Raw genomic sequence first — 20,883 nt, 5'->3', positions numbered from 1 at the left:
CGTATTCAGCTTAGTGACCCTGACACCGGTTGGTGGTCAGAGGGCGTGCAATGGTTTTCCGGCGAGGGCCAGGAAGGCCTCGCCGAGCGCCTCGCTCTGCGTGGGGTGCGCGTGGATGAGCGGGGCGATGTCTTCGGGGTGCGCCTCCCACGCGACGGCGAGCTGGCCCTCGGTGATGAGTTCGCCGACCCGGTCGCCGAGAAGGTGGACGCCCAGCACAGGACCGTCCTTCAGCCGGACGACCTTGACGAGGCCCGTCGTGCCGATGATCTCGCTCTTGCCGTTGCCGGCGAGGTTGTACTCATAGGATACGACCGCGTCGGCGCCGTGCTCGGTGACGGCGGCCTCCTCCGTGACGCCGACTGAGGCCACCTCGGGGTTGCAGTACGTGATCTTCGGGATCTGCGACTCCGGGACCGGCGCGGGCGACTGGCCCGCGATCCGCTCGGCGACGGCGATGCCCTGCAGGAAGCCGCGGTGGGCGAGCTGCAGCCCGGGCACGATGTCTCCGACCGCCCAGACGTTCGGCACGCCGGTGCGAAGCTCCTCGTCCACGGTCACGAACCCGCGGTCGAGCGTGATTCCGGCATCCTCGAATCCGAGGTCGGCGGTGACCGGTCCGCGGCCGACGGCGACGAGCAGATAGTCGCCGGTGAAGGTCTTGCCGTCCTCCAGCGTGACGGTGACGCTCGCGTCATCCTGCGTCGCCGTCTGGAACCGGGTTCCGAGCGAGTACTGGATGCCGCGACGGCGGAACGCCCGCTCGAGCCCCTTGCTGAGGGCGACGTCCTCGTTCGGGACCAGGTGCGGCAGCGCCTCGATGATCGTCACCTCGGCGCCGAACGAGCGCCAGACGCTCGCGAACTCGACGCCGATCACGCCGCCGCCGAGCACGAGGACGCGCTCAGGGACGACATCGAGCGCGAGCGCCTGCTCGCTGGTGAGGATGCGTCCGCCGATCTCGAGGCCGGGCAGCGAACGGCTGTACGAGCCGGTCGCGAGCACGACGTCGGTGCCGCTGTACACGTCGTCTCCGACGGAGACGGTGCGGTCGGCGTTGAGTCTCCCCGTACCCGCGACGGTCGTGATGCCGCGGGCCTTGACGAGGCCCTCCAGACCCTTGTACTTCTTCGCGACGATGTTCTCGCGATATGCGCGGACGCCGGCCGGATCGACGCCGTCGAACGTCGCGCCGATGCCGACGGATGCCGCGTCGCGGACATGGTCCGCGACCTCGGCGGCGTGCAGCAGCGCCTTGGTCGGGATGCATCCGCGATGCAGGCACGTGCCGCCGACCTTGTCCTTCTCGATCAGCGCGACGCTCTTGCCGAGCTCGGCGGCGCGGAGGGCCGCGGCATAGCCGCCGCTGCCGCCGCCGAGCACGACGAGGTCGAAGGTGTGCGTGGTCATCAGACCTCCTTGGCGCGTGCTTCGGCGAACGCGACGAGTGAGCGGACGGTCGCGCCGGTCGCGCCCTTGTCCGTGAATCCGTACGGCGAGCTGCCGTTCTCCGACGACCCGGCGATGTCGAGGTGCACCCACGGGATGCGCGGAGCGTCATCCGCATCGCCGGTCCGTCCGACGAAACGCTGCAGGAAGAGGCCCGCGAACATCGATCCGCCGGCGCGGTCGCCCATATTGGCGTTGAGCATGTCGGCGATGGGGGAGTCGAGCGAATCCTCCATGTACTCCGGCAGCGGCAGCGGCCAGGCGAGTTCGTCGACGGATTCGGCGGCGGTCAGGTACTCCGCCACGGCCGCGTCGTCACCCATGACCCCGGTATGACGGTGGCCCAGGGCGACGAGGATCGCGCCGGTAAGGGTGGCCACGTCGAAGATCACGTCCGGGTTCTCGCGGCTGGCCGCGACGAGCCCGTCGGCGAGTACGAGGCGCCCCTCGGCATCCGTGTTCAGCACCTCGACGGTCTGGCCGTCCAGCATCCGGAGGACGTCGCCGGGGCGGGTCGCGCTGCCGGAGGGCATGTTGTCCGTGATGCACATCCACGCGGTGACGCGGACGGGCAGCTTCAGCTCGGCGATCGCTCGCAGCGCGGCGAGAACCGTGGCGGATCCCGCCATATCGAACTTCATGCCGACCATGCTCGCCGCGGGCTTGAGGGAGAGACCGCCCGTGTCGAACGTGATGCCCTTTCCGACCAGTGCGATGTGGCTAGCGGCATCCGACGGCGCGTACTCGAGACGCACCACGCGCGGCGGGCGGTCCGATCCCTGCGCGACGCCGAGCACGCCGCCGAACCCCTGCTCGGCAAGCGCGGTCTCGTCGAGGACGTCGACGGACACGTCGAGGTCGGCGACGGCATCCACCGCACTCTTGGCGAGGTCGGCCGGGCTCTGCCATTCGGCGGGGACCGAGACCAGGTCTTTCACGAGTGCGAGTGCGTCTCCGAGAACGCGGGCTCGTTCGATGTCCCCCGCCGAGACAGTGGCACTGTGCACAGTGACCGCCTCGGCCCTGGTCTTGCCCGGCTTGGCGCGGTAGCCCTCGAAGCGGTAACCGCCGTACACGGCGCCCTCTGCGGCCGCCGCCGCGAACTCGTCGAGCGGCCCGGCGAGCGCGAGGGCCACCTCGGCGAAACCCGTCAGCGATCGCAGCGCGGTTCCGGCAGCGTCACGGACCGAGGCGGCATCCGCCGTCGTGCCCGCGCCGACCACCGCGAACGGCAGCGACGTGATGGACGGAGCGTGCACCCGGGCGAACGAGGATGCCGCGCCGGCGAAGCCGACGGCGGCGAGGACGTCCTTCAGTCCTGGATAGGCATCCAGCGCATCGGGGAACGCCTCGATGTCAGGGATGACGAGCACTGCGGCGTCAGCAGCGCTCCCGGGAAATGGATCAACGGTGTGCGAGAGCGCAGGAAGCGACATGTCTCCATCCTAGGCATCGCACACCGCGGCCGTCCCAGGAGTGTTCGCTGTGAGCGAGACCGCGGAGCGCCGCGTACCCCGCTCGGCTCGTAGCATTGACACATGCCCGTCTCCGGAGAGCTGTACGAACGCGTCGCGAACGCTCCTGCCGTCCCGCAGGGCCTGCCGCTGGTCATCCTGCTCACGGGCTTCACTGACGCCGGCAGCGCCGTGTCGGGACTCATCGAGCACCTTCGCGATGTCTCGGACCCGCAGCCCGTGGCGGTGTACGACAACGATCTGCTGCTCGACTACCGGGCGCGTCGGCCGGTCTTCGTGTTCGAACAGGACCACCTGACCGAGCTTCGCCCCGCGCGGCTCGAGCTGTCGATCGCCCACGACACCCTCGGGCAGCAGTTCCTTCTCCTCTCCGGCTACGAGCCGGACTTCGCCTGGAACGCGTTCGCCCGGACCGTGCTCGACTTCGCCGAGGAGTTCGCCGTGTCGGGTGTCACGTGGGTGCACTCGATCGCGATGCCTGTGCCGCACACGCGGCCGATCAGCACGACGGTGAGCGGCAACCGCAAGGAGATCACTGCGAGCCTGTCTGTATGGCGCCCCCGCACGCAGGTCCCGGGCACCGCCGGGCATCTGCTGGAGTACCGTTTCGCCGAGCGCGGCGATCGCGTCGTGGGCTTCGTGCTGCTCGTTCCTCACTATCTGGCCGAGACCGAGAACCCAGAGGCCGTCATCGCCGCGGCGGACCGGATCATGGGGTCGACCGGGTTGATGCTCGGACTCGATGATCTGCGGGAGGGACGTGACGAGTTCCTGACCAAGGTCAACGAGCAGGTCGAGGGGAACGAGGAGCTGCGCCAGATGGTGCACACTCTCGAGAACCGCTACGACGCATACATGGCCGGTCGCGATCCCGATGATGCGGACCGGTTCGATGAGGGCGGTTTCGATGAGCGCGATCTGCCCAGCGCCGACGAGCTGGCCGCCGAACTGGAGCGATACCTCGCCACCCGGCCGCCCGGTGACGACGACAAGCGCTCCCGCTCCTGACGCGTCTTGCCGACGGATGCATCCAGGTCTCGATTCGTGTGCGATACTGGTAATCCGACCCGTTGTCAATGGTCCGCGTTCGCGCTGACGACTTGACAAGGGTCTTACTAGTGTCCGAAATGTCCCGGGGCGAGTGCGCTGCCCCGTGAAAGGCGAAACGTGACTCCTGCCGCTACCAAGAACACCCGGACGACCAAGAAGACCGAGCCGGAAGCAGAGGCCGTCGAGGACGAGCAGACTGCCGCCGCGAAGAAGCCGGCGGCGGCGAAGAAGCCTGCCGCGAAGAAGGCCCCCGCGGCGAAGGCCCCCGCGGCCAAGAAGGCACCGGCGAAGCGGAAGAAGGCATCGGATGACGATGCCCCCGCCGAGGCGGTGCCGGATGGCGTCGTCGAGGACCCCGAGGACGACGACAGCAAGAAGGCGGCGTTCACCGAGCCGCTGCCGACCGGCGCGATCGTCCTCACGTCGAAGGACGAGGATGACGTCCCGGTCTATTCCACGCAGATCACCGGTGCGACCGCCGACCCTGTCAAGGACTACCTGAAGCAGATCGGTAAGGTCGCGCTGCTGAACGCGGCCGAAGAGGTCGAGCTCGCGATGCGCATCGAGGCGGGCCTGTTCGCCGAGGAGAAGCTGTCGGCGATGTCCGCGGCCGAGAAGACCGGCCAGCTGGGCCTCGACCTGCAGTGGGTCGCCCGCGACGGTCAGCGCGCCAAGAGCCACCTGCTCGGCGCGAACCTCCGCCTCGTCGTCTCGCTCGCCAAGCGCTACACCGGCCGCGGCATGCAGTTCCTGGATCTCATCCAGGAGGGCAACCTCGGTCTGATCCGCGCCGTCGAGAAGTTCGACTACACCAAGGGCTTCAAGTTCTCGACCTATGCCACCTGGTGGATCCGTCAGGCCATCACCCGCGCCATGGCGGACCAGGCCCGGACCATCCGCATCCCGGTGCACATGGTCGAGGTGATCAACAAGCTCGCCCGCGTGCAGCGCCAGATGCTGCAGGACCTCGGTCGCGAACCCACTCCGGAAGAGCTCAGCCGCGAGCTCGACATGACGCCGGAGAAGGTCGTCGAGGTGCAGAAGTACGGCCGCGAGCCCATCTCGCTGCACACTCCGCTCGGCGAGGACGGCGACAGCGAGTTCGGTGACCTGATCGAGGACACCGAGGCCGTGGTCCCGGCGGACGCCGTCGGCTTCACGATGCTGCAGCGTCAGCTCGAACAGCTGCTCGACTCGCTGTCCGAGCGTGAGGCCGGCGTGATCCGCATGCGCTTCGGCCTCGGCGACGGTCAGCCCAAGACCCTCGACCAGATCGGCGATACCTTCGGCGTCACGCGCGAGCGGATCCGCCAGATCGAGTCGAAGACGATGGCGAAGCTGCGTCACCCGAGCCGCTCGCAGTCGCTGCGGGACTACCTCGAGTGATGCAGGCGAACGAGGGCGGCGCGAACGAGGGCAAGGCACTCGAGACGAGCGTCGACGGCAAGAGCTACGCCCGCATCCCGTTGCGCACCCGCGTCGTCATGCCGGACGACGACCTGGATGCCGTGGTCACCGAGTACGCGGCGGATGCCGTGCAGCCGGGAGACCTGCTGTTCGTGACGGAGAAGATCGTGGCGATCACGCAGGGCCGGTCGTACCGGCTCGACGAGATCAAGCCCCGCAAGCTCGCGCTGTTCCTGTCGAAGTACGTCACGCGCACCCCCTACGGCATCGGCCTCGGAATGCCCGAGACGATGGAGATGGCGCTGCGCGAGTGCGGAACGGCCCGCATCCTGTTCGCGGCAGCCGTGGCCGCCGTCACCAAGGCGTTCGGACGCAAGGGCGATTTCTATCGCATCGCCGGTGACAAGGCGCGCGCGATCGACGGGCCGACCAAGCACACGATCCCGCCGTACAACCAGGCAGTCGTGCTCGGGCCGGAGAACCCCCGGGCCGTCGCGGCCCACCTGAAGACGCTGATCGGCGGCACAGCCGACGTCGCGGTCGTCGACATCAACGACCTCGGCGGCAATATCCTCGGATCCACGCTCGATCGCGCCGGTGACGATCGTCTGGTGCGCATCCTCAAGGACAATCCGCTCGGACAGGGTCACCAGTCGACGCCGATGGGCATCATCCGCGCCGTCTGACGCGCTCGGGCCTGGTGGCCGCGCTCAGACGCTGACTCAGGAGGGCGTCGATGGGAATCGGACGTGCCAGTGCCGTCATCGCTGCCGGAACCCTGGTATCCCGGCTGACCGGACTGCTGCGCGCGGTCGTGCTGGTCGCCGCGATCGGCTCCGTCGGAATGGCGTCGGATGCCTTCGCGGTGGCCAACCAGTTGCCGAACAGCATCTACCAGGTGATCTCGGCCGGCGTGCTCACCGGAGTGGTCGTCCCGCAGGTGGTCAGAGCGACCGCGCATAAGGACAGCGGTCATGCCTTCCTCGCGAAGCTGCTGACCCTGGGGACGCTGATCGTCGGCACGATCACGCTGATGGCGACACTCAGCGCACCGCTGCTGATCAACCTCTTCGCCCCGGCCTTCGGCCCCGATCAGTCCGCTCTGGCGACGCAGTTCGCGTACTGGTGCATCCCACAGCTGTTCTTCTACGGCATGTTCGCTCTGCTGGGGGAGATCCTCAACGCGCGCCGCGTCTTCGGTCCGTATGCCTGGGCTCCCATCGTCAACAACGTGGTCTCGATCGCCGGATTCGCGCTGTTCATGGTGCTGTTCGGTCAGAGCCGCGCCGGCCTCGAAGGCTGGAACGGTGAGATGATCACCCTGCTCGCCGGCACGGCCACCCTCGGCGTCGTCGCGCAGACCGTCGTTCTCATACTGTTCTGGCGTCGGGTCGGCATCCCCCTGCGACTGGACTTCCGCTGGCGCGGCATGGGCCTCGGCCGCATGGGCAAGCTGGCGTTCTGGACGTTCCTCACGACGCTCGCGGGTCAGGTTGTCGGGCTCGTCCAGTCGCGGGTGGTCACACCCGCATCTGGCGAGAACGCATCGGTGGCGGCATCCGGGTACGCCTGGCTGGTGTTCATGGTCGCCTACTCGACGATCGTCCTCGCCATCGGCACTCCGTATTTCACGAGGATCAGCGAGCAGGTCGCCGCCGAGGAACACGAAGATGTGCGCGAGACCGTCCGGCAGTCCATCCGCATCCTGGGACTGCTCGTCATCGTCGCGATGGCCGCGATCGCGGTGGCCTCCATCCCCGCGGCGCGCATCTTCAGCAGCAGCGGCGCGGAAGCCGTCCTCATCGCACCGCTGCTGCTGGCATATCTCGTCAGCCTGCTGCCGCTGGCGGTGCTGTTCATCGTGCAGCGTACGTTCTACGCGTATGGCGACGCCCGCACTCCGTTCGTCTACACGCTGATCCAGGCAGCCCTGCTCATCGTGCTGACTCTGATCGTCGCGGCCAGCACGCCGCTGGAGCAGCGCGCCGCGATGGTCGCCCTCGCGCAGTCCGTGGCGAGCACCGTGCAGACGGTGATCGCCGCGATCATGCTCCGCCGCAAGTTCGGATCGTTCGGCCTCGGTCGCACGATGCTGACCCTGGGACGCTTCGTGTTGATGGCCGTGCCGGCCGCGGCTGCTGGCTGGGGGGTCTTCCTGCTGGTCGGCGGAGTCGACAGCTGGATGCTGAGCGGCATGCTCCAGGGTGCTCTGGGTGCGGCGCTGATCGCGGTGGTCACTGCTGTCGTGTTCGCCGCGCTGCTCGCGCTGTTCCGGGTGCCGGAGCTCAGCGCGGCGATGCGCATGCTGCGCCGCCGCTGAGTCGCGGCGGCTCGAGAGCTCAGAACCCGATCGCGGCGCGGTATCGGGGCTTGTTCCCGGTGCGGATGCCGGAGACGGAGGGCTTGTTCTCGTAGACGCCGGCACCCCAGTTGCCCTCGACGAGGACGGGACCGTCCGGACCGATGACGACGTCCCAGCCCACGTACTGGATCTGGGGCACGACCCTGGCGACCCTGTCGATGAACGCGACCATTTCGTCGTACAGCGGCAGCTGGAAATCCGCTATATGGAACCCGGAGTCGGGGTGGTCGGCATGCACGTGGCCGTGCGAGTCGTAGCCGGCCGAGAGCGCGTGCCCGGATTCATCGAGCATCGTGTAGAAGCCGCCGAAGGACATCTGGTCGCTCACCTCACCACGCCCGAACTTCTGCGCGACGGCGAGGATGCTGGTCTTCTCCCCATCGAAGAAGGCGGTGACACGGGTGGTGTTCACGGTGCCCGGGCACACGGCTGCGAGGTCGGCGTGCTGGGTGATCACCTGCTCGATGACCACCTCGCCGCGAGCGAACAGTTCCCGGTGGAACTCCGCCCAGTCGGTCACCTCCGCAGCGTGATAGCGCTTGACGCCGCTGCCGGCCTGCCCCATCCGCGTCTTGGCGATGATGGTTCCGTGTCTGCGGATGAACTCTTCGAGCTTGTCGGCGTTGTCGTCGGTCAGCTCGATCCACGCCCGACGCAGGAATTCGTCGAAGACGCGGTTGAACTCGAGTTTGTCGTGGAAGATGTGCCGGTACGGCTCGGCGTCGTACCGCTGCGAGAGCTGGTTGGACACCGGGTGCGTCATGTAGGTGGCGCGCTCCGCGGCGTTCAGCACAGCGAAGTCGAAGTCGACGTAGTCCTGGAAGCCCACGTTCTTGAACGCCGCGCTCCACAGCATGTCGACCAGCACCACCGGCACGGCCTTGCCATGCTGGTCGCGAACTTCGCGTGCGCGTGTGAACACCGATCCGACATCGATCCGGCGCGCGCGGTTGGCGAGGTATCGCAGGCGGGGCATGACGCCCAGGCCGTTGGCAGGCATTCGTTCTCCAGATTCGTCGCGGACACACCATTCTAGGCGGCGGCGGGTGAGCGGACGTCTTCACCGATGCCACAGAGGACGGCCCGTAGACTCGACGGGTGGCCCTTCCTCGCAGCACGGCAACCCGCGCCGTGATCTCTCGTTCTGCGCTGGCCGACGCCGCTGCCGCAGCCGTGGCAGCAGGAGGGTCCATCGCAGATCTCCGCCGCGACGCCTACGGGCACGGACTGCTCCCTATCGCACATGCCGTTCTCCGCGCGGGGGCGCAGGTGGTGCGCGTCGACGGCGCCGAACAGGTGCGGATGCTGCGCGCCGAGGGCCTCGCGGCCACCGATGCGGACGAGCCGGACATCGACGTCGACCTGCTCTACGGTCTGCCGGAGGGAGCTGGGAGCGGCTCCCGGCCGGTGATGCGCCTGACGGGCACGGTCATGTCCCTCAAGCCTTTGCACCGTGGCGAGGCCGTCTCGTACGGATACACGCATCGCGCGGCGGCCGACACCACGCTCGCGCTCGTGACGGGCGGGTACGCCCAGGCGATCGTCCGCGCACTCGGGAACCGCGCGCACGTCGAGATGCACGGCCGGCTGCACGCGATCGTGGGCCGCATCGCGATGGATGTCTGCGTCATCGATCTCGGAAACGCGGACAGACTGACCGGTGCGCCGGTGGCGGAGGGCGACGAGGTGACCTACTTCGGCGGCTCCGGGCCCGCGCGGGAAGCGCTGCGCGAATGGTCTGCGGCGACGGGGCTCACCGCAGCAGAGCTGGTGTGCGCGGCTGGCCTGCGCGCGAGCAGGGCGGAGGAGGACTGATGACGGCACGCCTTGAGATCTCGACCGACGTCTTCCTGCGCAACCTCGACGCCGTGAGTGCGCGGATCTCTCCCGGTGAGTTCATGCTGGTGACGAAGGATGACGCCTACGCGCACGGCCTGGACTGGGCGGTGTCCGCCGCACGATCGGCCGGTGTGCACTGGTTCGGCTCCTACGACGTCGCATCCGCTCTGCGCATCCGGACACTCGCGCCCGACGTGCGGATCTTCGCCTGGGCGACGTCGACTGCGGACGAGGTCGCCCAGGCGATCCTCGCCGATGTCGATCTCGGTGTCGGCACGCCCGAGTACCTGCGTCGCGTCGTCGCCGAGGCCGAGCGCCTGCAGCGCCGTGCCCGCGTGCACCTCAAGGTCGACACCGGGCTTCACCGCAACGGCATCAGGCCGGAACAGTGGCCGGATGCCGTCGCCGAAGCGCGTCGAGCGGAGGAGGCCGGACTGCTGCGCGTGACCGGCGTGTGGAGTCATCTCGCCGAGGCGAGCGACGCCGAGGACGACGCAGCCCAGCGCGTGTTCCTCTCAGCCGTCGACGCGCTGCGTGCGGCGGGGGGCGCACCGCGCCGACTGCATCTCACAGCGTCTGCGGCCTCCTGGTGGCGCCCGGAACTCCGTGGAACGCTGAGCCGCATCGGCGCATTCTGCTACGGCATCCGCTCAGCAGACGGGCCGGAGCTCGACGGCATCCGCCCTGCGGCGGCGCTGCGGGCAGACGTGATCGACGTGCGCGACGGGCGCGCGCGGATCGATGTCGGCGCTCTGGACGGCCTGCCGTCGAACCTGGTCGGCGCATCGATCGACGACGGTCGTGCGCGCATCGTCCGGGTCGAGCGCACCTGGACGGAGATCTCCGGAATCGACGACGCGCGAACGGGGCGGAGCATCACCGTCTTCGGCCCCGACGGGGTCAGCGCGACCGACCTCGCAGAGCACATCGACACGGTCGGCGAGGAGATCCTCACCCGGGTCTCTCCACTGCTCGAGCGCAGATACAGCTGACGCCCGGACCGCCGGTCCGGGCGTCGACTCAAGCTTTCGCGCCGTCGGTCAGACGGTGTCGACGAGGCGCGCGGTCTCGTCGTGCCATGACGTGGCGATGCTGCGCAGCTTCTCCTCGTACTTGCGGCCGTGGTGCGCGCAGAACAGAAGTTCGGAGCCGTTCACCTCGGCGGCGATGTAGGCCTGCGCTCCGCAGGAGTCGCAGCGATCCATGGCCGTCAGGCGGTACTCGACGGTGGAGGTCTCACGTTCGGTTGTAGCGTTCATCTCGGTGCCTCCTCGGGTATCGGCGTCCGTTTCGGAATGTGCTCAATACAACCACGCAATGATGTGAGTAATGCCCGGAAGGCGGCGTGTTTCGCTCACCGCGTACGGACTGCCCTCGGGTGCGCATGCTCCGGGGAGTGTCTGCCCGCCGCGGGGCGGCCCGGCGAATAGGATTGATTCTTGTGACCGCCGAGTATTCCGCCCATCATCTTCAGGTGCTTGAAGGGCTCGAAGCGGTCCGCAAGCGCCCCGGCATGTACATCGGCTCGAACGGTTCGCCGGGGCTCATGCACTGTCTGTGGGAGATCATCGACAACGCTGTGGACGAGGCGGTCGCCGGCAACGGCACCAGGATCGAGACGATCCTTCATGCCGACGGCAGCGTCGAGGTGCACGACCGCGGTCGCGGCATCCCGGTCGATGTCGAACCGCGCACCGGGCTGAGCGGCGTCGAGGTCGTCTTCACGAAGCTGCACGCCGGTGGCAAGTTCGGCGGCGGATCGTACGCGGCATCCGGCGGCCTGCACGGTGTCGGCGCCTCCGTCGTCAACGCGCTGTCCGAGCGACTCGATGTCGAGGTCGATCGCGGCGGCAAGACCTACGCGATGTCGTTCCACCGCGGTGAGCCGGGGCTGTTCAAGGATTCCGGCGACAAGCGCCCGGACGCCCCGTTCACCCCGTTCGAGAAGAGCAGCGAGCTGCGCGTGGTCGGCAAGGCGCCGCGCGGAGTCTCCGGCACCCGGGTGCGCTACTGGGCGGACCGTCAGATCTTCACGAAGGATGCCGCGTTCCAGCTCGGCGAGCTCGAGACGCGCTCGCGTCAGACCGCATTCCTGGTGCCGGGGCTCGAACTCGTCATCCGTGATGAGCGGGACCATGAGCCGAAGGAGACGTCATTCCGCTACGAGGGCGGGATCTCCGAGTTCGTCGACTACCTGGCGATGGATGCCCCGATCACCGACACCTGGCGAATCCAGGGCACCGGCACCTTCAAGGAGACGGTGCCCGTGCTGCAGCCGGACGGACACATGGCCTCGACTGAGGTCGAGCGCGAGTGCCGCGTCGATCTCGCCATGCGCTGGGGGACCGGCTACGACTCCGTCACGCGCTCGTTCGTCAACATCATCGCGACGCCCAAGGGCGGGACGCACCAGCAGGGATTCGAGCAGGAACTCCTCAAGATCCTGCGCGCCCAGGTCGAGCAGAACGCGCGGCGACTGAAGCTGGGAGGCGACAAGCTCGAGAAGGATGACGTGCTCGCAGGGCTCACCGCCGTGCTCACCGTCGAGGTGCCTGAGCCGCAGTTCGAGGGCCAGACCAAGGAGGTGCTCGGCACCCCCGCCGTGCGGCAGATCGTCGCACAGGTGCTGCGCAAGGAGCTCGGCGCCCGGTTCGCATCCACCAAGCGCGACGACAAGAATCAGGCCAGCCAGCTGCTGGACAAGGTCGTCTCAGAGATGAAGGCGCGCGTCTCGGCGCGTGCTCACAAGGAGACCCAGCGACGCAAGAATGCGCTCGAGTCGTCGTCATTGCCCGCGAAACTCGTGGACTGCCGCTCGAATGACGTCTCGCGCAGCGAACTGTTCATCGTCGAGGGCGACTCGGCGCTCGGTACCGCCCGCCGCGCCCGCGACAGCGAGGTGCAGGCGCTGCTGCCGATCCGGGGCAAGATCCTCAATGTGCAGCGCGCATCCATCGGCGACATGCTCTCCAACGCCGAGTGCGCCGCGATCATCCAGGTCATCGGCGCGGGCTCTGGCCGCACGTTCGACATCGACCAGGCGCGGTATGGCAAGATCATCCTGATGAGCGACGCCGACGTCGACGGCGCGCACATCCGCACACTGCTGCTCACGCTCTTCTTCCGCTACATGCGTCCGCTCATCGAGGCGGGCCGCGTGTTCGCCGCCGTTCCGCCCCTGCATCGGGTGATCGTCATCAACCCGGGCTCCAAGCCGAACGAGACGATCTACACGTACTCCGAGCAGGAGCTGCATGCGCTGCTCGCGAAGCTCCGCAAGGCGAACAAACGCTGGCACGAGCCGATCCAGCGGTACAAGGGTCTCGGCGAGATGGATGCCGACCAGCTGGCGAACACCACGATGGACCGATCGGGCCGCCTGCTCCGTCGGGTGCGGATGGAGGATGCCGAGGCTGCCGGCCGCGTCTTCGAACTGCTGATGGGCAACGAGGTCGCGCCCCGGCGCGAGTTCATCGTCGAGTCGTCCGACCAGTTGTCGCGCGAGTCCATCGACGCCTGAGTCCGCTGCCGACGGCCGATGTCGGGGAGTGGAGGCTTCGACTTCGTCGCTGAGCGAGCGCAGCGAGTCGAAACGGGCTGAGCGAGCGCAGCGAGTCGAATCCTCGCCGGTTCAGCTGCCGAGGACCGTGCCGACCGATCCGATGACGGCATCCAGCGGCTGACCGGACGCATCGCGCTTCGCCCCCGCCTCCGGGAGCGTCCGCGCCGCACCATCGGTGCCGACCGCGAGAGCTCCTTCCGGCCCCACCCACGCCAGGCGCAGACGGTCCTCGCCCTTCAGGAACGAGTGCGCACGGACACCGCCGGTCGCACGTCCCTTCGCGGGGAACTCGGCGAACAGCGAGACCTTGGCCCGTCCGGCATCCGTCCCGGCGATCGTGCCGTCGGCACCGGAGACCGTCACGACGACGGCGGCGTCCGGAGCGGTGATGACGGAGAAAGAGATGACCTCGGCGCCTGATCCCACCTTGACGCCGGCCATGCCGCCGGCGGGTCCGCCCTGCGGACGCACGGTGGATGCCGAATAGTGCAGCAGCTGCGCATCGGAGGTGACGAAGACGAGCTCGGCGGCATCCGGCGCGGATGCGCCGCCCACCACCGCGTCGCCGGTCTTCAGACCAATGACCTCGGTCTCCGGGCGCACGGGCAGCGCAGACGGCACGATGCGCTTGACCACCCCGGAACGGGTGCCCATCGCGAACGGCGTGTCGTCGTCGAAGCGCAGCAACGCGATGACGCGCTCGCTCTTGTCGGGCAGCCCGACGTAGTCGCGCAGCAGCACACCGGCCGACAGGTGCACGGACGATGAGGGCACCGACGGCAGATCGACGGGGGAGAAGCGCAGCACGCGTCCCGCCGTCGTCACGGCGCCGATCTCACTCCGCGTCGTCGTCAACAGCGACGCCAGGACCGCATCGTGCTTGCTGCGTCTCGCGGCCGCCTGAAGCAGCTGTCCGTCCGCGAGATCGACGCGCACAGCCCGTCCTGTGGTGGAGAGGACCACTGTCGTCGGGCTGTCGGCGATCTGGAGGTCAACGGGACCCTTGGTGCTGCGCGGCTTCGGCGGCGCGGCGTTCAGGAGCAGGGTGCGCCGCGGGGTGCCGTGGGCCTCTGCCGCCGCATCCAGCTCCGTGGCCACCTGCGCGCGCAACAGCGACTCGCTGCCGAGCAGCTCGCGCAGCTCGGCGATCTCGGCCTGCAGCTTGTCGCGCTCGGCCTCGAGCTCGATGCGCGAGAACTTCGTGAGCCGGCGCAGCCGCAGCTCGAGGATGTACTCCGCCTGCAGCTCCGACAGGTCGAACACCTGGCGCAGGCGGCCCCGCGCCTGCTCCGAGTCGTCGGACGAGCGGATGACCTGGATGACCTCGTCGATGTCGAGGATCGCGACGAGGAGTCCCTCGACCAGGTGCAGTCGCTCCTCGCGCCGGGCCAGGCGGAAGCGGCTGCGGCGGGTGACGACCTCGAGCCGGTGCCCTACATAGACGCTCAGCATCTCCTTGAGGCCGAGCGTGCGCGGCTGGCCGTCGACGAGGGCGACGTTGTTGATGCTGAAGGAGTCCTCCAGCGGGGTCAGCCGATACAGCTGCTCGAGCACCGCATTGGGATCGAACCCGGTCTTGATGCCGATCGCCACGCGCAGGCCATGCTGCCGGTCGGTGAGATCGTTGACGTCGCTGATGCCCTGGAGCTTCTTGGCCTGCACGGCGTCGCGGATCTTCTCGATCAGCCGCTCCGGACCGATCATGTACGGCAGCTCCGTCACGATGATGCCGGTGCGGCGCGGGCCGAGCGGCCCGACCGAGACCTTGCCGCGCACGCGCAGGGCGCCGCGGCCGTTCGCGTAGGCGTCCTTGACGCCGTCGAGACCCATCAGGATGCCGCCGGACGGGAAGTCGGGCCCTGGCACGTACTCCATGAGCTCTTCGACTGTGGCATCCGGGTTCTCGAGCAGATGCGTGGCTGCGGCGACCACCTCGATGAGGTTGTGCGGCGCCATGTTCGTCGCCATGCCGACGGCGATGCCGCTGGCGCCGTTGACGAGCAGATTCGGGAATGCGGCCGGCAGTACGGAGGGCTGCTGGAACTGCCCGTCGTAGTTCGGAATGAAGTCGACAACGTCCTCGTCGAGACTCTCCGTGAGCGACAGAGCGGCCGGCGCGAGACGCGCCTCGGTGTACCGGGATGCCGCGGGGCCGTCATCCAGCGATCCGAAGTTCCCGTGACCGTCGACGAGCGGGACACGCAGAGCGAAGTCCTGGGAGAGGCGGACCAGGGCGTCGTAGATCGCCGAATCGCCGTGGGGGTGCAGCTTTCCCATCACCTCGCCGACGACGCGGGCGCTCTTGACGTGACCGCGCTCGGGGCGCAGCCCCATCTCGGCCATCTGATAGAGGATGCGGCGCTGCACAGGCTTGAGTCCATCGCGGGCGTCGGGCAGCGCGCGGGAGTAGATCACCGAGTAGGCGTACTCGAGGAACGAACCCTGCATCTCGTTGGACAGATCGATGTCCTGGATGCGCTCCTCGGCGGGCTCGGCTGATTCGGTGCGGGGCATGAACTTCCTGGGGACGTTGCTGAGCCTGTGGAAGACTGGCTCGGATGTCTCTGATTCTACCGACCGCGCCCTCCTCAGCCCGGACCATCAGCGGGGTGGCGGATGACCTTCTGGGCGCATTGCGGGGCGGATCGGGAACGCTCGCGCCGGCTCGATCGGTCGTCGTGATCGTCATCGACGGACTCGGTGCCATCCAGCTGCGCGCACATTCCGGGCACGCCCGGCATCTGATCGCAGGGGTCGGAAAGAAGGACATCGCCCACTCCGTGTTCCCCACCACCACCGCCGCCGCCCTGACCACGATCCTCACGGGCGTCGATCCGGGGATGCACGGCCTTGTCGGCTATCGCGTGCTCGACCGCCCGCAGGACCGGCTTGTAAATCTGCTGTCCGGATGGGAGTCCGACGGGATCGACCCGCTCGCGTGGCAGCCGCAGCCCACGGTGTTCGAGCGTGCTGTCGCCGCCGGCCACCCCGCGTACGCGATCGGCATCGCGAAGTACGCACGCAGCGGATTCACGAAGGCCACGCTGCGCGGTGCCGAGTTCGTGGCGGCGAAGTCGCCGGCCGAGCGCGTCGCGATCGCCTATCAGCTCGCCGCGGACACCCCGGGGGCACTGATCTACTGCTATCTGCCGGAGGTCGACAAGTCGGGTCACCATTACGGCGTCGACTCCGCAGAGTGGATCGCGGCCCTCGAGGACATCGACCACGCCGTATCGATCGAGCCGCCTCGTCAGGTCGGCGTCCTCATCACGGCGGATCACGGCATGATCGACGTGCCGGTGCACCGTCACGTCGTGATCGAGGCGGATGATGCGCGCCTCGACGGCGTTCGGCACTTCGGCGGCGAGCCGCGCATGTTGCACGTCTACCTCCAGCCGGATGCCGACGCCACCGCCGTCCTCGACACGTGGCGGTCGGCGAGTGAGCGGGAGGCCGACGTCCTCAGCCGCGCGGAGGTGCTGGCCTCAGGACTGTACGGTGCGCAGACCACCGCCGACGCCGCCGAGCGCATCGGAGAACTGGTGGTCGTATCCCGTGGCAACAGGGCCTTCTACGACGGCACAGCCGAGGATCAGCGCTCGCGCGGCATGGTCGGACAGCACGGCGCGCTGACACCGGAGGAGCGGCAGGTCCCGTACATCCGGCGCGGAGCCTTCCGGACCGCCGGTTCCTGAGACGGGTCAGTCGTCGGTGCGGGCGCCGAACACGATCTCGTCCCAGGAGGGCATCGCGTTGCGCCGACGGCGACGACCCGACGTGTCCTGCGGCTCCTGTGCGGGCTTCTCGTCGCGCTCGTCATCGTCATCGTCATCGGACCCGAGGGAGTCGAACAGCGCGATCGGGCTCGAAGCGTGCGAGGACTGCTCCGCGTCGTCGAAGTCGCTCACGAGCGGCGCGCTCTCGCGCTGCCCGCGGCGGCGGCGCAGCGCCTCGAGCAGATCGGCCGTCTCCGGGCTGGTCGTGCTCTGGTCGGGTGCGCGGTTGGTGGCGGCGTTCTGCGCCGCAGGGTCGGAGCGCTCCGGCAGGACCGGCTCATCGACCGCGGTCTCCTGCGCGGGGAGCAGACGCGGGCCGAAGGCGCCGGAGTCGAAGCGGCTGTCATCCTTGTACGGCGATTCCTGACGGGCGCCCTCCACTGCGCGCAGACGCGGGATGAGGCCTTCGGGGAGCGAGCCCTGGCGCGACAGCTGCGTGGCATCGGCGTTCAGGGGCGACAACGCACTGTGACGCGGATCGAAGCCCCAGCGAGCATCGTGCGAGACCTCTGCGGCGGTGAACTCCAGCTTCACGATCCAGCCGGAGTCCTCCTTCCAGCTCGCCCAGCGCTCGGCGGAGGCGTTCAGATCCGCGAGCTTCGCGCGGATTGCGGCGCCGAACGTCGGCTGCGCGTCGGGCTCGACCTCGCTCCCGATGAGCACCGGCACCGCGAGTGCCTGCCCGACGATGTGCTCGCGCTCGGCGAGCACGGGCCCCTCGAAACGCGCAACATCTTCGACGCCGATGCCGAGCATCTCTGCGGTCTCGGCCGCGGAGAGGCCGGAGCGGATGTGCGCCTGGATCTCACGAGGGCTGACGTTGACGCGAGGTGACTCATCGGCGTTGCGGCGACGGGCGCGACGGATCTCGCGCTGCAGAACGTCGTCGATGGCGAGTGCGAACCGCTCGCCGGAACCGGTGGCGAGGATCAGCAGGTCGTCTTCTGTGCCGACGATTGTGACGTTTTCCATGCGAATGCCCCTCTGATGGGTGTGCGAACATCGTGTCACGTGTGCACGCGCAGACCGGGGAATACCCTGGGCGCGCCGTCAGTTTGATCTGTGGCGCGAGCGGCATTTGCGAAATGCGCCGCCATCGTGCAAACTATGCCCGCCGCGTACCCGACGGCGCACCGCCCACTAGCACCATGAAAGTGGAGATCTACCGCATGGCAACCGATTACGACGCCCCCCGAAAGAGCGAAGACGACTCCGAGTCGATCGAAGCCCTCAAGGAGCGTGTGCCGGACAAGCTGTCCGGCGCGACCGGTGACGAGGACTCGGACAACCCGTCCAGCTTCGACCTCCCGGGAGCCGACCTCTCCGACCTCGAGCTCGATGTCGTCGTGCTGCCTGCGCAGCAGGACGAGTTCACCTGCATGAGCTGTTTCCTCGTGAAGCACCGCTCGCAGCTCGACCACGAGGGAGCAGATGGTCTTATCTGCAAGGAGTGCGCTGCCTGACCGCAGTCGCACTCACGCTCATGCGCCCCGGCCATCCGGCCAGGGGCGCATTGTCGTAAGCGCGCCCGTCACTGGTCGCATACGCGACCCTCAGACGTGCGCTGCCGCGCTCTCCGCGTCACGGATGGCGGACGCGAGACGGTCGGGCGTGCGGGTCGAGATCGTCCAGGCCGTCACGGGGTCATCGGGGTCGATGTTCTGCACGACCACCACGCCGTCGATACCTCCACGCAGCAGATGCCAGCCGCGGGCCGACAGGCCGGAGCCGCGTGCAGTGCGGGCTTGCTCGCCGGCCAGCTCCGTCACCTCGCCGAGCCAGCGGGCATCGATGTGTGCGCGACCCGCGTGCAGGACCGTTCCCTCGACGAGGATGGCGGGAGAGCCGGCGATGAGCGCCGCGATCAGCACCAGCGCGACCGCGATGCCGATGAGCAGCGCCGGCAGCGCTCCGAAAGGCGTGAACGTCAGCGCGAGCATCGGTGCGGCGACGGCGGCGGTCACCAGCATCCACAGGCTCGGCGAAAGTCGTTCGCGATAGCGGATGCGCGTGTCGGTCATGGGGTTCTGCACTAGCCTCGTGGGGTGAGCGATTCCGTTGATCTTCCCATTATCGCGTCTGTCATGCCGCACTACGCCCATCCCGGCGACGCAGGAGCGGATCTCGTCGCCGCCGAGGCCGTGCGGCTCGAGCCCGGCGAGCGCGCGCTGGTGCCGACCGGCGTACGGATCGCGCTGCCCGAGGGGTTCGCCGCATTCGTCGTCCCGCGTAGCGGGTTGGCGGCCAAACACGGGATCACGATCGTCAACTCGCCGGGAACCGTCGACGCCGGCTACCGCGGCGAGATCAAGGTGAGCCTGCTGAACACGGACAGCTCGAGCGCGTACGATGTGGCCGTCGGGGACCGTATCGCTCAGCTGATCATCATGCCGGTGACCCGTGCGAACTTCATCCCGGTCGACGAGCTTCCGGACAGTGCGCGCGGTGCGAGCGGGTTCGGCTCGACCGGATACCAGACGGCGACCCCTGTCGCCGAGCAGGCAGGAAGCACGAAATGACTGAAGAGATCACCCAGCCCTCGTCGAAGTCGGCGCCGGCGAACCGCGCCGCGGAGGGCCCGTTCGACGAGTCCGAGGCGAACCCGATCCGCCCGTACATCGACCTCGGCGGCATCAAGATCCTCCCTCGCGAGGGACTCAATCTGCGCCTCGAGGTCGAGGAGCAGACGAAGCGCATCGTGGCCGTCGGGCTCGACTACGCGGACTCGTCGCTGCAGGTGCAGCCGTTCGCCGCACCGCGCACGCTGGGTCTCTGGCACGAGACGCGGATGCAGCTCATCGATCAGGTCCGTCAGCAGGGCGGCAGGGTCGAAGAGCGCGAAGGTCCCCTCGGCAAGGAGCTCCTGGCCGAGGTGCCCGGCCCCGCGTCCGAGGGCTCCGCGCTGAACCTCGCCCGCTTCGTCGGCGTCGACGGGCCGCGCTGGTTCCTGCGCGGCGTGATCGGGGGAGCAGCGGCATCCGATCCCGAGGCAGCGGCCAAGGTCGAGGACCTCTTCCGCTCGATCGTCGTGGTGCGCGGCGGCTCGCCGATGCCGCCGCGCGATCTGATCCCGCTGAAGATGCCCGCCACCCCCGGTTCCGCGTGAGCATCCCGGACGCACCGCGCTCCGACGGCGACCGCGATTCCGTATCCGCCTCGGAGCTCATCGGCGCGGCGCTGGGCGGCGCTGCCCGCCGTGCGGGACTCGACCCGGCAGACGACGCCAGCACGCAGAAGGTCGTCTGGTCGGCGATCGGCGGATGGCGCGGCGTCCTCGAATCCGTCCTCCCGAGCCTCGCGTTCGTCATCCTGTTCACACTGAGGCCCGATCCTCTCATCCTGTCGCTCGGCGTCTCGGTCGGCCTGGCTGCGGTGTTCACCGTCGTCCGCCTGGTGCAGAAGTCCCCGCCCGCGGCCGCGCTGGGCGGACTGATCGCCGCCGGTGCGGCAGCCGGCCTCGCGCTGTGGACGGGGCGCGGCGCGGACAACTTCGTGCCGGGCCTGATCACCAACGCGGTCTACGGCACGGTCTTCCTCGTCACCGCCCTGGTCGGCTGGTCGCTGATCGGGATCGCCGCCGGGTTCCTGATGGGGGATGCCACGGGGTGGCGGGCTGACAAGCGCAAACGTCGCGCTTTCCGCTGGCTCGGTATCGCCTGGGCCCTGCTGTTCTTCGCCCGCCTGGCCGTTCAGCTGCCGCTGTACCTGACCGATCAGGTCACCGCCCTGGGAACGCTCAAGCTGATCATGGGCCTCCCGCTGTTCGCCCCGCTCATCGCCGTCACCTGGCTCGTCGTGCGCGCCCTCTATCCCCGCGAGTCGCCGAAGGATGCGGCATCCCGCTCGTGATAGATTTATCTTGATATCAAGATAAATTGTGGTCTTTCGCCGAGGCCGGACGAGGCGCACACTGTTAGGTGCGCCTTGCTAGCCGCCGGCGGCCCAGGCGAGCAAGATGGAAGC

General features: G+C 68.4%; 19 protein-coding genes. 12 read left to right on the top strand and 7 right to left on the bottom strand.

Translation table 11 applies throughout. The features are described from left to right. Window positions 1-36 precede the first annotated feature (36 nt). Together lpdA and IM776_RS08485 are read right to left on the bottom strand one after the other, a co-directional pair. Complete coding sequence (gene lpdA, locus IM776_RS08490) at window positions 37-1,410, bottom strand: dihydrolipoyl dehydrogenase (RefSeq protein WP_194419653.1); 1,374 nt, start codon at window positions 1,408-1,410, stop codon at window positions 37-39. Then, complete coding sequence (locus IM776_RS08485) at window positions 1,410-2,885, bottom strand: leucyl aminopeptidase (protein WP_194419652.1); 1,476 nt, start codon at window positions 2,883-2,885, stop codon at window positions 1,410-1,412. Before IM776_RS08485 ends, lpdA begins: the two co-directional genes overlap by 1 nt. Before the next feature lie 102 nt (window positions 2,886-2,987). On the opposite strand from IM776_RS08485, the gene IM776_RS08480 reads away from it, so the two are divergent. From IM776_RS08480 to murJ, 4 genes are all read left to right on the top strand, one after another. After that, window positions 2,988-3,932, top strand: coding sequence for a proteasome assembly chaperone family protein (locus tag IM776_RS08480; protein ID WP_194419651.1), 945 nt, complete (start codon window positions 2,988-2,990; stop codon window positions 3,930-3,932). Window positions 3,933-4,091: 159 nt separating this feature from the next. Then, window positions 4,092-5,360 (top strand): RNA polymerase sigma factor, encoded by a 1,269-nt coding sequence (locus IM776_RS08475; RefSeq protein ID WP_194419650.1) that lies wholly within the window; start codon window positions 4,092-4,094, stop codon window positions 5,358-5,360. Next, window positions 5,360-6,067 (top strand): coenzyme F420-0:L-glutamate ligase, encoded by a 708-nt coding sequence (locus IM776_RS08470; RefSeq protein ID WP_194422566.1) that lies wholly within the window; start codon window positions 5,360-5,362, stop codon window positions 6,065-6,067. Before IM776_RS08475 ends, IM776_RS08470 begins: the two co-directional genes overlap by 1 nt. A gap of 50 nt (window positions 6,068-6,117) precedes the next feature. After that, window positions 6,118-7,701, top strand: coding sequence for a murein biosynthesis integral membrane protein MurJ (gene murJ, locus IM776_RS08465; RefSeq protein ID WP_194419649.1), 1,584 nt, complete (start codon window positions 6,118-6,120; stop codon window positions 7,699-7,701). Window positions 7,702-7,720: 19 nt separating this feature from the next. Here murJ and IM776_RS08460 read toward each other — a convergent pair whose 3' ends face one another. After that, window positions 7,721-8,743, bottom strand: a complete 1,023-nt coding sequence (locus IM776_RS08460) for a sugar-transfer associated ATP-grasp domain-containing protein (protein WP_194419648.1) — start codon at window positions 8,741-8,743, stop codon at window positions 7,721-7,723. 98 nt (window positions 8,744-8,841) lie between these two features. Between IM776_RS08460 and IM776_RS08455 the strand changes: the two genes are divergently transcribed. Next, window positions 8,842-9,558, top strand: a complete 717-nt coding sequence (locus tag IM776_RS08455; protein WP_228479680.1) for an alanine racemase C-terminal domain-containing protein — start codon at window positions 8,842-8,844, stop codon at window positions 9,556-9,558. Continuing rightward, complete coding sequence (locus IM776_RS08450; protein ID WP_194419647.1) at window positions 9,558-10,574, top strand: alanine racemase; 1,017 nt, start codon at window positions 9,558-9,560, stop codon at window positions 10,572-10,574. Before IM776_RS08455 ends, IM776_RS08450 begins: the two co-directional genes overlap by 1 nt. Window positions 10,575-10,622: 48 nt before the next feature. Here IM776_RS08450 and IM776_RS08445 read toward each other — a convergent pair whose 3' ends face one another. Further along, entirely contained in the window at window positions 10,623-10,841 is a 219-nt protein-coding gene (locus IM776_RS08445) for a DUF7455 domain-containing protein (RefSeq protein ID WP_194419646.1), read from the bottom strand. A 182-nt stretch (window positions 10,842-11,023) separates the two neighbouring features. On the opposite strand from IM776_RS08445, the gene IM776_RS08440 reads away from it, so the two are divergent. Then, entirely contained in the window at window positions 11,024-13,102 is a 2,079-nt protein-coding gene (locus tag IM776_RS08440; protein ID WP_194419645.1) for a DNA gyrase/topoisomerase IV subunit B, read from the top strand. Window positions 13,103-13,213: 111 nt separating this feature from the next. Here the strand turns inward: IM776_RS08440 and IM776_RS08435 are convergent, their stop codons facing one another. Further along, on the bottom strand, window positions 13,214-15,658 hold the full coding sequence (locus IM776_RS08435; RefSeq protein ID WP_194419644.1) for a DNA gyrase/topoisomerase IV subunit A: 2,445 nt from the start codon (window positions 15,656-15,658) through the stop codon (window positions 13,214-13,216). Window positions 15,659-15,753: 95 nt separating this feature from the next. Here IM776_RS08435 and IM776_RS08430 point away from each other — a divergent pair, with 95 nt between their 5' ends. Continuing rightward, window positions 15,754-16,839, top strand: a complete 1,086-nt coding sequence (locus tag IM776_RS08430; RefSeq protein WP_194419643.1) for an alkaline phosphatase family protein — start codon at window positions 15,754-15,756, stop codon at window positions 16,837-16,839. 6 nt (window positions 16,840-16,845) lie between these two features. Here the strand turns inward: IM776_RS08430 and sepH are convergent, their stop codons facing one another. Further along, window positions 16,846-17,892 (bottom strand): septation protein SepH, encoded by a 1,047-nt coding sequence (sepH, locus tag IM776_RS08425; RefSeq protein ID WP_194419642.1) that lies wholly within the window; start codon window positions 17,890-17,892, stop codon window positions 16,846-16,848. 197 nt (window positions 17,893-18,089) lie between these two features. On the opposite strand from sepH, the gene IM776_RS08420 reads away from it, so the two are divergent. Then, window positions 18,090-18,383, top strand: a complete 294-nt coding sequence (locus IM776_RS08420; protein WP_194419641.1) for a DUF4193 domain-containing protein — start codon at window positions 18,090-18,092, stop codon at window positions 18,381-18,383. Between the two features lie 90 nt (window positions 18,384-18,473). Here the strand turns inward: IM776_RS08420 and IM776_RS08415 are convergent, their stop codons facing one another. Continuing rightward, window positions 18,474-18,941 (bottom strand): DUF3093 domain-containing protein, encoded by a 468-nt coding sequence (locus IM776_RS08415; protein WP_194419640.1) that lies wholly within the window; start codon window positions 18,939-18,941, stop codon window positions 18,474-18,476. 24 nt (window positions 18,942-18,965) lie between these two features. Between IM776_RS08415 and dut the strand changes: the two genes are divergently transcribed. Genes dut through IM776_RS08400 form a run of 3 tightly spaced genes read left to right on the top strand, consistent with a single transcriptional unit; the run spans window position 18,966 to window position 20,769 of the window. Continuing rightward, window positions 18,966-19,439, top strand: a complete 474-nt coding sequence (gene dut / locus IM776_RS08410) for a dUTP diphosphatase (protein WP_194419639.1) — start codon at window positions 18,966-18,968, stop codon at window positions 19,437-19,439. Further along, on the top strand, window positions 19,436-20,026 hold the full coding sequence (locus IM776_RS08405; RefSeq protein ID WP_194419638.1) for a DUF3710 domain-containing protein: 591 nt from the start codon (window positions 19,436-19,438) through the stop codon (window positions 20,024-20,026). The genes dut and IM776_RS08405 overlap by 4 nt, the downstream gene beginning before the upstream one ends. Next, entirely contained in the window at window positions 20,023-20,769 is a 747-nt protein-coding gene (locus IM776_RS08400; protein WP_194419637.1) for a DUF3159 domain-containing protein, read from the top strand. Before IM776_RS08405 ends, IM776_RS08400 begins: the two co-directional genes overlap by 4 nt. Window positions 20,770-20,883: the final 114 nt, after the last annotated feature.

Origin of the sequence: Microbacterium abyssi (genome assembly GCF_015277895.1) — a bacterium.
Taxonomy (GTDB): Bacteria; Actinomycetota; Actinomycetes; order Actinomycetales; family Microbacteriaceae; genus Microbacterium; species Microbacterium abyssi.
This window is presented reverse-complemented; position numbering and strand designations above follow the sequence as displayed.

Excerpts from the sequence above, each read along its gene's own strand:
- IM776_RS08435 (WP_194419644.1), bottom strand. The coding sequence starts at position 15,658 with ATGCCCCGCACCGAATCAGCCGAGCCCGCCGAGGAGCGCATCCAGGAC.
- lpdA (WP_194419653.1), bottom strand. The coding sequence starts at position 1,410 with ATGACCACGCACACCTTCGACCTCGTCGTGCTCGGCGGCGGCAGCGGC.
- IM776_RS08415 (WP_194419640.1), bottom strand. The coding sequence starts at position 18,941 with ATGACCGACACGCGCATCCGCTATCGCGAACGACTTTCGCCGAGCCTG.
- IM776_RS08445 (WP_194419646.1), bottom strand. The coding sequence starts at position 10,841 with ATGAACGCTACAACCGAACGTGAGACCTCCACCGTCGAGTACCGCCTG.
- IM776_RS08485 (WP_194419652.1), bottom strand. The coding sequence starts at position 2,885 with ATGTCGCTTCCTGCGCTCTCGCACACCGTTGATCCATTTCCCGGGAGC.
- IM776_RS08420 (WP_194419641.1), top strand. The coding sequence starts at position 18,090 with ATGGCAACCGATTACGACGCCCCCCGAAAGAGCGAAGACGACTCCGAG.
- IM776_RS08450 (WP_194419647.1), top strand. The coding sequence starts at position 9,558 with ATGACGGCACGCCTTGAGATCTCGACCGACGTCTTCCTGCGCAACCTC.
- sepH (WP_194419642.1), bottom strand. The coding sequence starts at position 17,892 with ATGGAAAACGTCACAATCGTCGGCACAGAAGACGACCTGCTGATCCTC.
- IM776_RS08460 (WP_194419648.1), bottom strand. The coding sequence starts at position 8,743 with ATGCCTGCCAACGGCCTGGGCGTCATGCCCCGCCTGCGATACCTCGCC.
- IM776_RS08480 (WP_194419651.1), top strand. The coding sequence starts at position 2,988 with ATGCCCGTCTCCGGAGAGCTGTACGAACGCGTCGCGAACGCTCCTGCC.
- IM776_RS08405 (WP_194419638.1), top strand. The coding sequence starts at position 19,436 with ATGACTGAAGAGATCACCCAGCCCTCGTCGAAGTCGGCGCCGGCGAAC.
- IM776_RS08470 (WP_194422566.1), top strand. The coding sequence starts at position 5,360 with ATGCAGGCGAACGAGGGCGGCGCGAACGAGGGCAAGGCACTCGAGACG.
- murJ (WP_194419649.1), top strand. The coding sequence starts at position 6,118 with ATGGGAATCGGACGTGCCAGTGCCGTCATCGCTGCCGGAACCCTGGTA.